The 14,617-nt window shown below is 33.0% G+C and carries 17 protein-coding genes, 1 tRNA gene and 1 other RNA gene; 15 read left to right on the forward strand and 4 right to left on the reverse strand.

Annotated elements, in window-relative coordinates:
- Positions 1–15: 15 nt before the first annotated feature.
- Complete coding sequence (locus ACJMML_RS05555; RefSeq protein ID WP_405306368.1) at positions 16–1,323, forward strand: hypothetical protein; 1,308 nt, start codon at positions 16–18, stop codon at positions 1,321–1,323.
- On the opposite strand, the gene ACJMML_RS05560 is transcribed toward ACJMML_RS05555, so the two are convergent.
- Positions 1,312–2,322: a class I SAM-dependent methyltransferase gene (locus ACJMML_RS05560; protein ID WP_405306369.1), complete on the reverse strand. Its 1,011-nt coding sequence runs from the start codon at positions 2,320–2,322 to the stop codon at positions 1,312–1,314. The genes ACJMML_RS05555 and ACJMML_RS05560 overlap by 12 nt on opposite strands.
- 35 nt (positions 2,323–2,357) lie before the next feature.
- Here ACJMML_RS05560 and dph5 point away from each other — a divergent pair, with 35 nt between their 5' ends.
- From dph5 to ACJMML_RS05585, 5 genes are all read left to right on the forward strand, one after another.
- On the forward strand, positions 2,358–3,149 hold the full coding sequence (dph5, locus tag ACJMML_RS05565) for a diphthine synthase (protein WP_405306370.1): 792 nt from the start codon (positions 2,358–2,360) through the stop codon (positions 3,147–3,149).
- A 788-nt stretch (positions 3,150–3,937) separates the two neighbouring features.
- A complete protein-coding gene (locus ACJMML_RS05570; RefSeq protein WP_405306371.1) occupies positions 3,938–4,237 on the forward strand; it encodes a hypothetical protein in 300 nt (99 codons plus the stop codon).
- A 217-nt stretch (positions 4,238–4,454) separates the two neighbouring features.
- On the forward strand, positions 4,455–4,613 hold the full coding sequence (locus tag ACJMML_RS05575) for a hypothetical protein (protein WP_405306372.1): 159 nt from the start codon (positions 4,455–4,457) through the stop codon (positions 4,611–4,613).
- Between the two features lie 107 nt (positions 4,614–4,720).
- Positions 4,721–5,644: a hypothetical protein gene (locus tag ACJMML_RS05580; protein ID WP_405306373.1), complete on the forward strand. Its 924-nt coding sequence runs from the start codon at positions 4,721–4,723 to the stop codon at positions 5,642–5,644.
- Positions 5,641–6,063: a hypothetical protein gene (locus ACJMML_RS05585; protein ID WP_405306374.1), complete on the forward strand. Its 423-nt coding sequence runs from the start codon at positions 5,641–5,643 to the stop codon at positions 6,061–6,063. The genes ACJMML_RS05580 and ACJMML_RS05585 overlap by 4 nt, the downstream gene beginning before the upstream one ends.
- Here the strand turns inward: ACJMML_RS05585 and ACJMML_RS05590 are convergent.
- Positions 6,055–6,798 (reverse strand): archaeosine tRNA-ribosyltransferase, encoded by a 744-nt coding sequence (locus tag ACJMML_RS05590; protein ID WP_405306375.1) that lies wholly within the window; start codon positions 6,796–6,798, stop codon positions 6,055–6,057. The two genes, ACJMML_RS05585 and ACJMML_RS05590, sit on opposite strands and share 9 nt — an antisense overlap.
- Positions 6,799–6,981: 183 nt before the next feature.
- Between ACJMML_RS05590 and hdrC the strand changes: the two genes are divergently transcribed.
- From hdrC to ACJMML_RS05635, 9 genes are all read left to right on the forward strand, one after another.
- The gene (gene hdrC, locus ACJMML_RS05595) at positions 6,982–7,947 is read left to right on the forward strand and encodes a CoB--CoM heterodisulfide reductase subunit C (RefSeq protein WP_405306376.1); all 966 of its coding nucleotides are present in this window, start codon (positions 6,982–6,984) and stop codon (positions 7,945–7,947) included.
- A gap of 22 nt (positions 7,948–7,969) precedes the next feature.
- Complete coding sequence (hdrB, locus tag ACJMML_RS05600) at positions 7,970–8,857, forward strand: CoB--CoM heterodisulfide reductase subunit B (RefSeq protein ID WP_405265618.1); 888 nt, start codon at positions 7,970–7,972, stop codon at positions 8,855–8,857.
- A 192-nt stretch (positions 8,858–9,049) separates the two neighbouring features.
- Positions 9,050–9,316, forward strand: coding sequence for a DUF749 domain-containing protein (locus tag ACJMML_RS05605; RefSeq protein ID WP_405306377.1), 267 nt, complete (start codon positions 9,050–9,052; stop codon positions 9,314–9,316).
- Positions 9,313–9,840, forward strand: coding sequence for a DUF2096 domain-containing protein (locus ACJMML_RS05610; RefSeq protein WP_405306378.1), 528 nt, complete (start codon positions 9,313–9,315; stop codon positions 9,838–9,840). Before ACJMML_RS05605 ends, ACJMML_RS05610 begins: the two co-directional genes overlap by 4 nt.
- A 13-nt stretch (positions 9,841–9,853) precedes the next feature.
- Complete coding sequence (locus ACJMML_RS05615; protein ID WP_405306379.1) at positions 9,854–10,543, forward strand: metallophosphoesterase; 690 nt, start codon at positions 9,854–9,856, stop codon at positions 10,541–10,543.
- Positions 10,544–10,652: 109 nt separating this feature from the next.
- Positions 10,653–11,564, forward strand: coding sequence for a 2-phosphoglycerate kinase (locus ACJMML_RS05620; RefSeq protein ID WP_405306380.1), 912 nt, complete (start codon positions 10,653–10,655; stop codon positions 11,562–11,564).
- On the forward strand, positions 11,542–11,934 hold the full coding sequence (locus ACJMML_RS05625) for a CBS domain-containing protein (RefSeq protein ID WP_405306401.1): 393 nt from the start codon (positions 11,542–11,544) through the stop codon (positions 11,932–11,934). Before ACJMML_RS05620 ends, ACJMML_RS05625 begins: the two co-directional genes overlap by 23 nt.
- A 164-nt stretch (positions 11,935–12,098) precedes the next feature.
- An RNA gene (ffs, locus tag ACJMML_RS05630) (signal recognition particle sRNA) lies at positions 12,099–12,412 on the forward strand.
- Between the two features lie 64 nt (positions 12,413–12,476).
- A tRNA-Ser gene (locus tag ACJMML_RS05635) sits at positions 12,477–12,560 on the forward strand.
- Positions 12,561–12,563: 3 nt separating this feature from the next.
- Here ACJMML_RS05635 and ACJMML_RS05640 read toward each other — a convergent pair.
- Together ACJMML_RS05640 and ACJMML_RS05645 are read right to left on the reverse strand one after the other, a co-directional pair.
- Positions 12,564–13,469, reverse strand: coding sequence for a cation diffusion facilitator family transporter (locus tag ACJMML_RS05640; RefSeq protein WP_405306381.1), 906 nt, complete (start codon positions 13,467–13,469; stop codon positions 12,564–12,566).
- The gene (locus tag ACJMML_RS05645) at positions 13,462–14,580 is read right to left on the reverse strand and encodes a pyridoxal phosphate-dependent aminotransferase (protein ID WP_405306382.1); all 1,119 of its coding nucleotides are present in this window, start codon (positions 14,578–14,580) and stop codon (positions 13,462–13,464) included. Before ACJMML_RS05645 ends, ACJMML_RS05640 begins: the two co-directional genes overlap by 8 nt.
- Positions 14,581–14,617: the final 37 nt, after the last annotated feature.

Here is a 14,617-nt window from a genome sequence, read left to right on the forward strand (position 1 = left end):
ATAGAGTTTTATTCAATGTCTTTTAGCAGATTAAAAAATATTTTTAGTTCTAAACCTAAAAAACCTCATTTGCTAATTGCAGGTGTCGATTTGAAGTTCATTGTTCCTGCAATCAAATATCTTGAAAAATATTATGAGATTAAAGTGGATGAATGGGACTGGAATACTGATAAAGAGGTTTCCAGTAAATCAATTGAACTTTTGAAATGGGCAGATATTATTTTATGTGAATGGATGGAATATTATGCTCCATGGTATTCTAAAAACGTTTCAAAAGATCAGAAATTATTCATTAGAGCCCATAGATATGAAATAACATTGGATTATGGGAGTAAGATTAATTTTGAAAATGTATGCGGGGTCATAACGATTAATTACTTTTTGCTGGAGATTTTTTCCAATGTCTTCAGAATTCCGCGCGAAAAGATGTTTGTCTTAAATAATTTCATTGAAACCTCGATTTACGGCGGTGTAAAAAATAATGATTATTCAAAGCATATTGCGCTTGTAGGTTATGCTCCAAGTTATAAGGGATATATGAGGGCTTTAGACATATTAAACCAATTAAAGGAGCATGATGATTTTAAGCTGTATCTCTACGGAAAGGATTATACTCAAATGCATTGGAAGGACAATCCAGAACAAATAGAATATTTCAATGCATGTGACGAGTTTATTGAAGAGAATAACTTGGGCAATTCCATTGTCAACAGGGGTTGGGTTGAAAGAAATGACATGTTTCAGGACATCGGTTATGTATTGTCTTTAAGTGATATCGAGGGGTCTCATTTGTCTCCAACTGAAGCTTTTGCCGATTCAACGATCAGTCTTTTAATCAAATGGCCCGGTGTTGAATATGTTTATCCTAAAGAGCTCATTTTTGATGGCAGTGAGGAAATTGTGAGATTCATATTGGATACCTATTCGGATTCTGTGAAGTACTCGGATATTTCTTCAAAGCTTAGAAAATATTGTATTGATGAGTTTGGTGAGGAGTATTTTGCAGATGGATTAAAGGAAATATTCAATAAAAGCAATTCAAATAATAGTAAAACTGTTGTCAGCTTTAAGGATCCTGTTTTTGAGAATGTCGTTTTGATTGATAGCGAGGATGAAATTCCGAATATTGTCAGATCCAATGAAAAGGTTTCGCTAATGATTTCAAGTAATGTCGAAAGTCATAGAATCAAAAATATTTATCAAAGGTTTGCATCACCTGACGTTAAGGTGTATTCACAAAAATTCTTTGATAATTTGGATGATGCAAACGCATTTATCGAATTATGCAACGAGATACACGGCAGTGAGGTATCATTCTTTTAGGGATGTGACTTTTCCATCGATGGCGACATGCCATTCGTCGGGTGAAATTGATTTGACTTTACGGGTATTGAGTATTTCAACTTGTTTTCCCGCTTTTTTACATGCATCCTCTAAGCGTTTTATTCCGGTTTCATATGAGTCTGAGAACTCATAATAATTGATTATTCCATTATCTTCAATTAAATCAACAGCAACATCAAGGAAAGTATATGCTAGCCCTGGAAGGTTCATGATTATCCTATCGAATTTTGTTTTAAATCCTTTGCTCACTTCTCGCACATCTCCACAATAACTTTCGATATTGCCTTTCAGTTTATTTAGTCTGATATTCTCATTTAAGTATTTGATTGCAGCTTCATTAATGTCAACCGCAGTGATGTCGACGTTTTTGTTTCTTGCAATGACTATCGGGAACGGTCCGATTCCACAAAACATGTCCAAGATTTTTTCACCTTCCCTTACGCTTTCCATCACCCTTTTCCTTTCAGTTGCAAGCCTTGGTGAAAAATAAACCTCTCGCACATCTAATTTTAGTCGGGCTCCATGTTCCTTGTGGATGGTCACCGAATCATCAACCCCTGAGAGAAACTCCAAATCGCGTACTCTAATTGTTCCTTTTATTGCGCTTTTTTTCATGTAAATTGCTTTTCTTTTGGTGAATTTATGTGCTGCATCTCCGATAAGCTGTTTTTTATCATGCAGTTCATCGGGAATTTCAAGAATAACGATGTCTCCGATTGTGTCAAAGGATGTCTTTAGATTTTCAATTTCCTCTGCACTTAATTCGTCTTCAAGTATTTCGGCAAAATTATGGGGAACTTTTTTCATCGGTTCCAATTCAATGTCTTCAATGGTATAACCTTCAATATCCTTTGTTATTGGAATATATCCAAATTCATCGGTTGTTTTTATTCTATATTCCATATTCATTAATCCATCAGACATTAATTTAATGCGGGTGTTGTTTATTTGCCTTAATGGAACTTTTACACATTTCATAAAGTTATTTATGTTTAAATTATATAAATAGTATCATGTTTTATTTAGTTGGTTTAGGATTATTTGATGAAAAAGATATCTCCCTAAAAGGATTGGAATGTTTGAAAAATGTTGATAAAATCTATGCTGAATTTTTCACATCACGATTATTCGGTTCAAGTTTCGAAGCCATTGAAGAGTTGGTTGGTCAGAAGATTGAAGTTTTGGTCAGAGGTGAAGTTGAAGAGGAACATAAGTTCATTGAAGAGGCTAAAACTAGTGATGTGGCTTTGATTACAGGTGGTGATCCATTAATTGCAACCACTCACAGCGATTTTCTGGTACAATGCTCTAAAAAGGGAATTGATTTTGAAGTGATTCATGGGTCTTCTATTCTATCTTCAGCACCGGCAATTTCCGGTCTTCAGGGATATAAATTTGGGAAAGTAACCACAATACCATTCCCCGATTATAATTTCTATCCTAAATCTCCATATGAGGCCATTGAGGAAAATCTAAAAATGGATTTGCATACTTTGGTTTTGCTTGATATTCAGGCTCATAAGGACCGTTACATGACTGTCAATCAGGGTTTGGAGTATTTGATGAGCATTTATGATGACCTGGACCGTGAAGGTATGATCTCTCCGGATACATTGGCTATGGGTATTGCCCGTGTCGGCTCAAAGGATGTCATTGTCAAGGCAGGAAAGATTTCAGAGTTAATTGATTTTGATTTCGGCGGACCTCTCCATTGCATAGTCATTCCGTCAAAGCTTCACATTGTTGAAGCCGAGTATCTTGTGGAAATTGCTGGAGCGGATCCTAAAATACTTGATGATGTTTGATTTTTAAAAAAATGGGGGAGTTGGAAGTAGTTGTGTTTCTACTTCCATGAACATGTTCTTTGTCATTTTGGAGATTATAAAATGTTTGACTGATGTTCATCATAAGATATGAAATTTACTTCATATCGTATATTAGTTATATTTTGATTATATATAAATGTTTTTATTTGATTTTTTCAGTTATATGGGGGGATTATTATATCTTTTGAGGATATTATTTTTAAAAAATCAAAAAACGCCAAATTTTTTCTAATTTTAAAATTGAAATATTAAATATATTTAACATTAAATTTAAACAGAAATGCAAATTATTTAATTTTATACAATTAAAATAGTTTAAAATTAATTTAAATCGAATTTTATTAAAATAAAAAGGGGGAAGGAAGTAATTTTCTAATACTCCCTATAATGAACTATATCACAAATATTTTGGAGATTATAAAATGATTGAGATTCATTATAAGACATGAATTTTAATTCACATCGATTATTAATTATGTTTTGATGATATATAAATCTTTTCATTTCGACTTCTTAAAGAATGGGTTTGTAAAATTTTATAGGATTCTTTATTGTTAAGTTTATATGTGTTTAAGTTCATAATATTTCTAATGGAGACTGAAAAGGTATTAAATAATTTACAAAAAAGAAATAATTCACTTAAATTTCAGTTAAGGCATAATCAATTGAAGCATGGAACATATCCATTTTATTATTCAAGAAAATATATATTAGCTGTTTTAAATCAATATAAAATTCATAAATCTTTTTTTAAAGTGTCTTCAATTGTGGGAATAAGTCAATTGGAAATTCTGAATTGGTATGTTCAAGGAATAATGGAAAATCCAAAATTCAGGGGATTTTCTCTGGCAATTAATGAAATTAACAAAAATGAAATGAAATTCTCTTGTGAAGAAGTTGTTTCAGATGAAATCCGCCTTGACGATGAGGGAGATTATATGATCTCTGAATATGGGGACGGTTGGAGTTACAAAACTTATATTGATGGCGAAAAGATTTTCATCATTTCTGATGATTTGGAAACCTTAAAAAAGAAAGTTAAGGATAAGTGTCTTCCATTGGACTAACCATTAATGATTTCAATAATTAATTTTAATTCTAGATTTTGCAAACTCCTTAAACTCCAAATAATAGTTTTTACATTTTCTAAATGTGATATTTTTGTGGCTGTGAAAATCATGAAACTGCGCTTTCACAACACTAAATAAATATTCAAAATCACTCGTCAAAATGGCCTGAAAAAACACTAAAACATTTATTAACTAGTATGTACAACCTATTTCTATGACTAAAAACAGACGTGTTACAATTAGCATCAATAATGACATTGACTTGAATTTTCGCAAATTAGCGTCCAATAAGATGTTATTCAAAACCGGATGGTATTCAAAAGCAATCGAAGAGGCAATGTTATTGTGGATGGAAAAAGAAAGCAACCTATAAAATTATTTTCTTTCTTTTTTTTATTTTTTTTATTTTTTTCATAATTTAATGATTAACTATTTAACTAACTAATAATCAAATTTATTAATATAGAGTGGGTGTCAATAATGGATAGTGAGGAACTTAGAACCGTTCGGGTTTATACTAAAAAGTATACTAGTAAGGATAAAAATGGAAAATCTGTTGAAAAGGAATCTAAACAGAAACAGGTCAGCCTTAAAAAAGAAGACCCTTTTGAAGATGATGACCTGGTAAAGGTTTTATCACAGGAAGATTATCAGAAATTAGTTGATAATCAATTTTCTGATGAAAGGCTTGATGAATTCTACCACATAATTGAAGCGAAAGATGCTGAGATTGAAGAATTGAAAAATCAGATTCAAACACTTAAATCTTCATTTTTTGATGATGTTGATTCTCTTAAAGATGAATTGGCATATAAAGATGAACTCATGAAGGCAAAAGATGAAATTCATGAGTTGAATAAGGAAAATAAAAAGATTAATGATGAAAGGGTTGCCATTTTCAAGGAGCTTGACTATAAAAATAAGATGATTTTGGCCTACAATGTCGAATTGAACAAGTCCATATTGAATGCAATCAATGTAGTTATTGATGAGGCTAGGGAAAACATCAACAGAAGAAATGCCCTGCTCATTGCTGATTTAAAAAGGTCAATCGAAAAAGCCAAACATGATGTCAATGAAAAGAATAAGGCTATAGCATATGACATAAACAGTACTGTTGAGGATATGAATGAGCAAATTAGGAATACAAGCACCCTTAAGATGATCTTGAATAAAAACAAAATCAATTTAAGAGTGCCTACCGATGATTTACTCAAGCCGTTTGATTTTGACGTGGATGTTAACCAGTTACTCTCAGGTCAGGCATTGGAATTGGATGCCGCTGAAATTTTAAAAGAGGTAATGCCAAAACTCCCAGAACCTTTCTCCAAATATATTGACACTATTGATGAAGAATCTCCCGAAACGATTGAAATTTCAAAAAAAGATGAGGAAGATTCATGAAAACGTTCAACACAGGAAAAGTTACCTTTGAATACCCCACCAGTTGGGAAGTTGAAAAAGCTGATATCCTTTCAAATCCGGATTGCATAGCCACTCTATCAAAAGGTCAGGACAATCTGATTAATGCAGTCATGTTTCCAACCGCCACCAATCTGGATGACTATAAAATATTCATGGAAGATGCCCTTACAGATGACGGAGGGGTGATTTTGGCGTCTGATTTTGTAGAAATTGCTGATATGAATGCCATTAAGCTTCATGCAAATATGGACACTCCAGAAATTAATTTTGATATTCACACTTACGTGTTCATTGAGAATGGTGAAATATTCATTTTTGAAATGAGGACACTGGATGTATCCGGAGAGTCTGAAAGGGAATTTAAGGATATTATGTCTACATTTAAAATCCTAAAATAATTGGGTGTATTCCAACAGATAATCCATATGGGTTCTGTCCAGTATTTTTAAAGTTGAGATGTTTTGAGGGGTTGTTCCGGATCTCTCTTCCACAAGATTTCTTAATGACTTGTTTTTCATATGGGCGTGAATTTCACGTATGACGAATTCCATATTTTCAATATTCTTGTTTTCCAATTCCTTTTGAGAAATATCCTCATAAATCGGATAAGAATTCAAATCATAGGCCTTTGTTGGTGTTTGCAATACATTTAAATGACTGTAATAATTTGCTGAATCCGCTAAAAATCCATCGATACCCATATAAGTTAGAATAGGCATAAATGATATTTCAGTAAATGGGAAAATAAAATAGCTGTCTTTTTTGGCTTGTTTTTTTAGGGACACAATAACTTCTACAAGCTCTTTTGGATTGGTCAGCAGAGCATCTCCGTTAGCTATGATAAATCCATTGTAACCTATTTCCTCTAGTTTTTTTAAACAGTCAACCCTTAAGTCAATGTATTTTGAACCTTGGATAATGGCTATGTCGCATTCATCGACGTTTTCTTTGGCTAGACGTAATGTTTCTCTAACATTAAATTCAGCAATTTCACGATCAACGTTATATGCTGAGCCTTGGTTTGGGGCGATTTTTAATTCATTTTTTAAAAATAATTTTGGAGTCAGTTCGCCATCTACTTTTCCAATTCTGCCTGGGCCGTCATGTGATTTGATTTCAAATTTTTTCTTCATTTGTGTCTTCCTTTTTTGTTATTATTTAATGATTAGTTTTTTAGGTTTATATAAATTTTTCATTGACTGTAACCTTTTTGATTACACAGCTAAAAATTTTAGTAACCTTTATATATGTTCTTTTAAAGAATATTAGTAAGGATTTGAGGAAATAATCCGATGATTATCCGAGGTGTGTTTTCAATGTCTATAGTAAATCGTTTAAAATCCTTGTTTAAAGGAGACAATGAGGAAAGTGACATCAATAACGATGTATCAAACACATCTGATGATGTCCAAGTTACATCTTCAAATATTGAAACTGAACCTGTCGTTTCTGAAGAAGAACCAGTTGTAGAGGCTGAGGAAGCAACTGTTGAAGAATCAGAGGACAGTGTTGAAGATTTAGCTTCTGATGACATCGATCCTATTGAGGAAAAAGTTGAAGCGCTCAAGGAAGAAATCCAAGAGAAAGTTGAAGCTAAAAAAGAAGAAATTCATGAAAAAGTTGAAACTATCAAGGAAGAAATCCAAGAGAAAGTTGAAGCTGAAAAAGATGCCGAAGAAGAAGCTGATGAAGATTCAAAAAATAATGATAAAGAGAGAGATAAAATGACTTTATTGACTGATAAAGAATTATTAACTGATGCAAATCGTGACCCAGATTTCACTGCTGAATTCATTGATTCTGGAATTGAAACTGTAAAACACTGTTTCCAATGTGGTACCTGTAGTGGTAGTTGCCCATCCGGAAGAAGAACTCCTTATAAAGTAAGACAAATTGTCAGAAAATGTTTACTCGGTTTAAAAGAAGAAGTAATCACTGACGATGCTTTATGGATGTGTACTACTTGTTACACTTGCCAAGAAAGATGTCTCAGAAGTGTTAAAATCGTAGAAATTATCAAAAAAGCACGTAATATTGCTGCACACGCAGGTTACATGGCAAAACCTCACAAAATGACTGGTGTATTTGTAATGAATACTGGTCACGGTGTACCAATCAATGATGCTACTAAAGCTTTAAGAGCTAAAATTGGACTTCCAGAAATTCCACCAACTACTCATGCTTTCCCTGAAGCATTAGAAGAAGTTCAAAAAATATGTAAAATTACTGGATTTGATGAATTAATCGGTTATGATGAAGAAACCGGTGGATTAAAAGAATAAATGAATTGAGGAGAGTTATAATATGGAAATTGCATACTTCTTAGGTTGTATTATGAACAACCGTTATCCTGGTGTTGAAAAAGCTACCAGAAAATTATTCGAAGCATTAGATATAAACTTAATTGATATGGAAGGAGCATCATGTTGCCCTGCTCCAGGTGTATTCGGATCTTTTGATGAAGAAACCTGGGCTACCATTGCTGCTCGTAACTTAACTCTTGCTGAAGACATTGGTGCTGACATTATGACCGAATGTAACGGATGTTTCGGTTCATTATTTGAATGTAACCACATGTTAAAAGAAAGTGAAGAGAAAAAAGCTGAAATTAACGCTAACTTAGCTGAAATCGGTAGAGAATACAAAGGAACTATTAATGTAAAACACTTCGCTCAAATCTTAAGAGACGATGTTGGTTTTGAAAAATTAGCTTCCTTAATCGAAAAACCTTTAGACTTAAATGTTGCTGTACACTACGGCTGCCACTTCTTAAAACCTACCGCAACTATCGGTATTGAAGATAACGCAGAAAACCCATCTATTTTAGATGATCTCGTAGAAATTACCGGTGCAAAATCCATCGACTACAAAGACAAAATGATGTGCTGTGGTGCAGGTGGAGGTTTAAGATCCAGAGATTTAGATGTAACTACCAGTTTCACTAAAGAAAAACTCGATCACATGACCGAAGCAGGCGTAGACGCTATCGTTAACGTATGTCCATTCTGTCACTTACAATTTGACCAAGGTCAAATCGAAGTAAACGAAAGATACGGAACTGACTTCGCATTACCAGTATTCCACTTAGCTCAATTATACGGATTAGCTATGGGATTATCTGCTGAAGAGTTAACTTTCGATGCTCAAAGAATTGACGCAACCCCTGCTATTAAAAAAGCATTAGGTGAATAAGTTTAAGGATTTCTAATCCTTATCTTTTTTATTTTTTTAGGCACTGAAAACACATTTCGGTTTAGTTATCATTTGATAACTATTTTTTTTTATAACAAATTTTTTTTGTTTGTATCTATACGAATTATTTGTAATCATGTTTATATACTAGTAGATAAATAAAATAAAATAATATAAATTTGAGGTGTAATTATGTTTGTAGCAACATTAGATGGTATATTTAAATATGAAGACCTTCCTGAAGAATATGAACCTTATGTTCAATTTAAAGCGACTATTGATAAAAGAGAACTCAAACCGAGGGATGAAATCGCAATTTTAAACATTTCAGGTACTTCCACTCATCATGTTTTATTCTTAGATTCTTATAGCAGTACTGATGAAATTGAAAGAGAATTAAAAGATGCAGATGCTAAAATTAATCATACAACTTTAAAAATTATAGGTGGACATTTATGAGTTTGCCCTCAGAACAAACTTGGTTAGTTCTAAATAATCTTATTAAAGATTTAACAAAAAAGGGATATAAAATCCCTGATGGAATTAACCCTGAGATGGGAATAATCAGATCATCAATTAGCTCATATAAAAGGGACCCTTCCCATCCTGAATTAATTAATGGTTTGGCAAAAGCAGAAATGTCTTTAAATAGGATTCAAGGAACTCTTTTAGGTATTGCTGAGCAAGAAGGCGAAGAATATGCCGATTATTGGCTTGATTTATTAAAACAAGCAATGAAAGGAAAAGAAGTATTTGAATTTGCAGATTCAAGGTCTAGATTTTTAGTTAATACTCCGCCAGGTTTAACTACCGGCAGGATTAATTTGAAAGTTCCATTGGCTGAAGAAAGAGTTCAAGAAATTGCAGAATGGAATGGACTTATAATTGAATATGATGATGATGTCACTATTCAATTACATGGTGATAAAGAAGATCTTCAATTTGGATTAAAAGAGATGGGATCTTTCTTTTTAGAAGATTAAAAAGGTGATTTTTATGGTTAAAATATTGGCAATTAGTGATGTTCACGGAGAAGAGAATGAAAATTTATACACTTACCTAAACAATAACGAAATTGATTTAGTTTTGATTTTAGGAGATATCACTAATTTCGGACCGCTTGACTTTGTAGAGACTTTTATTAATAAAGTGGCTGACTGTGGTGTTGATGTAATAGCAATTCCAGGTAATTGTGACCCTAATGGAATTTGTAATGCTATCAATGATGTTGCGTTTTGTCTCCACAATAATATTATTGCTTATGGGGATGCAATATTATTTGGTTTTGGAGGATCCAACCCTACCCCATTCGACACTCCTGGAGAAATGGATGATGATAAAATCTACAGAGAGGTTTATGACTTATTAGCTAATTATGATTATGTTTACAACTCAGATGTTCCTAAGGTAAAGATTTTAGCAACCCATGCTCCACCTTTCAACACTGATGCTGACAGGGTTGAGAATGGTGAACATGTGGGCAGTCCGGGAATCTTAAAGTCTATTCATGAGTTTGAACCTCAAATTAACTTATGTGGACATATTCACGAAGCAAAATCTCTTAGTAAAATTGGGAAAACTACTGATGTAGCAAATCCAGGAATGCTTAAAAATAATGGTGCTGTTTTAATTGATGTTCAAGACGGCTCTAATTATGATATAAGCATTATTTCATTAGAAGAATAATTATTCTTCTTTCTTTTTTCTATTTTTGTTCAATTTTTTTCAAAATCAAATAAAAAATTTTATTTAAGATTAATTTTAGATAATTATTTAGATATTTTAGGTGATAATTATGATTTGGGTTACTGGGGACGTTGACGGAAAGAAATATAAAGAACCATTTTCTAAAGGAATCATGTCCCGTTCTTTAAATGTGGCTGATATTGGGATTGAAAGAGCCCATAATATTGCCAGCGATATTGAAGCGAGCTTAGTTAAAAATAATGTCACCGAGATTTCAAGTGGTGATTTGGCTAATGTTGTTTTAAATCATCTGAAATCTATTGATTCGGATATTGCACTTAAATATGAAAATTGGAGGTCTTTAAGAATCTCTAAAAAACCATTAATTATATTGATTGGTGGAGCTTCAGGAGTTGGAACCTCTTCAATGGCATTTGAACTTGCAAACAGATTAAGATTGAAGAATCTTATCAGTACGGATATGATTCGTGAAGTAATGAGAAAGATAGTTTCAAAGGAATTGAGTCCGGTTATTCATAAATCTAGTTTTGATGCTTATGAAAGTATAAGGACTCCCTCAATCCGGATAGATTCTGTTATTGAAGGATTTATTAGTCATGTGGATGTTGTTAATGTAGGTATTGAAGCAATCATAGAACGGTCTGTAAAGGAGGGCATCAGTACCATTATTGAAGGAGTTCATATTGTTCCTGGATTTATTAGGAAGGATTTGTTAGAAAATAATAATATTATAATGTTTACTTTAACGGTAGACGATGAGGAAGCTCATAAACAGAGATTCTATTCCAGATGCAGACAACCTTGGGTAAAGAGATCTCTTGAAAAGTATATGGATAATTTTGGAACCATTAGAAAAACTCAAAGATTTTTAGTTGAACAGGCAAAAATTCATGATACTCGCATAATTAATAACGTGGATATTAATGAAACTATTGATATTATGGTTGAGGATATTCTAGAAAAATTCGGGGGTATAAATAATGTTGAGCAAGAAAGTTAAGGACATCATGACAACTGATGTAATAACAACTACTTCAGATGTTGATGTCATAAATGCATTTGAAAAATTGATGGAATATAAAATCAGTTCCCTTCCTGTTCTGGAAGATGGAAAACTAATTGGGATTATTACCGCAACTGATGTGGGGCATAATCTTATTTTGGATAAATATGAATTGGGCACAAGTGTTGATGAAATTATGATTACTTCAGTGGTTACTGTATCTCCTGAAGACACTATTGAAACAGCGATTAAAGCCATGAAAGAGAGTACTTCTTCTTCTGGAATCTTGAATCAACTCCCTGTTGTTGATGGGGATAAACTAGTGGGAATTATTTCTGATGGAGATATAATTCAGGAAATATTTTAATATTTCCTCTAATTTTTTATTTTTTTAGAATTTAATTGATTTTTATCGAGTTACTGTAAATAATTTTTTTTCTAGAAAATCTTTTAAATTGATTTTTTGCATATTTTTGTCTATTATCCGCACTGTTTTTGATAACATTTATATAATATTAAAATCAAATATAAAGTTTGGCTAGACTGGAGGGTTAGGGGTCCTCTGTAAGCACACACCCCCTTTGGTGCAGTTGAAGTTCAAAAGGCGGCTTTTTAAAAGAATATGAGCCTAGAAAGACAATATAGAAACCTCGTCCTGCAGGATTGGTGGTGATGAAGTTTTTACTGGAGGGTAAAGACTAGTCGTCTCTGATATGGGAACGGGTCAGGCCCGGAAGGGAGCAGCTCTACTATTAACATTCAATGCTTGTAGAATCCCGGGGTGGAGTTGGATTTTTAGATCACTTATATTTTTGAGATTAGTCCACTTTTGAACATGCCATTTATATAAAAAAGATTAACTTTATTAATGAGTTTTCATAAATAATTTACTATACTATTTTTTCATATGTCGGGATGGCCCAGCCTGGTACGGCGTCGGACTGCTAATCCGATGGTCATATGACCACCCGGGTTCAAATCCCGGTCCCGGCGTTTTTATTTATCTATTTTTTGTTCATGATTATATGATAATCCTATAGGACATGCATGTACCATTACTGATTTTACTTCCGGAATTTCTTTTAGGATATTGTTTTCCACTGTATGCACAATCTTATGTGATTCGCTTAATGTCATGTTTCCATTAACTTCAATATGCATATAAACTGTAGCATATGGTCCGAAATAGTCAACTTTAATGTTGTGTGGATTATGGGCACCTCGTGTGTTGTCGGCAATATATTTTATATTATTTATTAGTTCCTGAGAAGGTACTTTTCCCATTATATTGTTTATATTTTCTTTGGCAATATTGTGTGCAGTTTTTAAGATCAATAAACCAATTATAAATCCAACAATAGGGTCTAAAATTGGATATCCCATATTTGATACTGCAACTCCGAATAAAATCGCAATGGATGAGAAAATGTCTGTTTTTTGATGCTTTCCGTCTGCAACTATGGCTGGACTTTTAATCTCTCTGCCAATTCTTATAATGTATTCGCTTATGATGAAATTAATAAATATGCCAAAGACGGCCATCATTGCAGCATATAGGTCTGGAACTGTAATCAATTCCGGATGTATTATCTTATCTAAAGCGCCTGTGATGATTTCATATGCTACTATCACTAAAAATATAACAATAACCAATCCACTTATGGCTTCTGCACGGCCATGTCCAATTGGATGTTCTTTATCTGCTGGTTTTTGACCTATTTTGAATCCAGCATAGGCTACACCAGAAGTTATAACATCAGAAAGTGTATGGCCTCCTTCTGAGACTAATGCATAACTTCCGCTCATTAATCCGACAGCAATGTTTAAAGCTGTCAGAATGCAGTTCGCAACGATAGCAATTACAGCTGCTTTGGTTCCAGCTTTATTTCTATACTCATCCATTCACTACACGCTCTTCTAAAATATCCATTGCCTTTTCAATGTTTTCATAGGAATTTGCATAAGACATTCTTATATGATTTTTACCATTTTCTCCAAATGCTGATCCAGGAACTGTAATCACACCAGCATCAGCGGCTTTTTGAACAAAGTTTTCATCTTCAATTTTTGGGAATACGTAGAAAGCACCTTCAGCATTAACTGTTTCATATCCCATTCCATTCAAACGACTAACAATCAAATCTCTTCTTCTTTGGAATTCCTTGACCATTTTATTAACTTCATCCTGAGGGCCGGTTAATGCTTCATATGCTCCTTTTTGGGCAGTAGAATTGGAGCATGCAATACTGTTTTGATGCACTTTAAATAGCTCTTCGGTATGTTCGTCATTTGCGGTCAAATAACCTATTCTCAATCCTGTCATTGCATAGGTTTTTGAAAATCCATTGATTGTAATTACATTGTCGCTATATCTTGCTGGAGAGTAATGCTTTTTATCATATATTATTTTTTCATAGATTTCGTCTGAAATGATTAAAAAATTATGATCCATAGATAAATCAGCAATTGCTTTAATGTCTTCTTTTTCCATTACTGCACCTGTTGGATTTGATGGTGAATTCAAGAAGATTGCTTTTGTTTTTGGAGTGATTTTTTCTAAAACATCTTCTGCTTTCAATTTAAATTCATTTTCCATTTTACAATCGACAGGTATGATGTTTCCTCCTGCTAGGTTTATGACTGATTCATATAATAAAAAACTAGGGTTTGGCAACAGTATTTCATCGCCAGGTTCCATGAATGCCTGTGCACTGATGTATAATGCTTCACTAGCTCCAACCGTTACAATGACATTTTCGGGATTGGTATTTATTCCATTATCTTTTTTGAATTTTTTAACAATCTCTTCCCTTAATTCTATATATCCCTTATTGGGACTGTAATGGGTATCATTGTCATCAATTGATTTTTTCATTGCATCTTTAATGTTTTGTGGAACATCAAAGTCAGGTTCTCCAATTCCTAAGTTAATAGCATCTGGATTTGTAGCTTCAAACATTTTTCTAATCAGTGACAATTCAATTAATTTTGTTCTGTTTGCAGGTTTTATCATAATTTTTACCTCACCATTATATTATATATTAATTATA

This window comes from Methanobrevibacter sp., from assembly GCF_045130115.1.
Classification (GTDB): Archaea; Methanobacteriota; Methanobacteria; order Methanobacteriales; family Methanobacteriaceae; genus Methanocatella.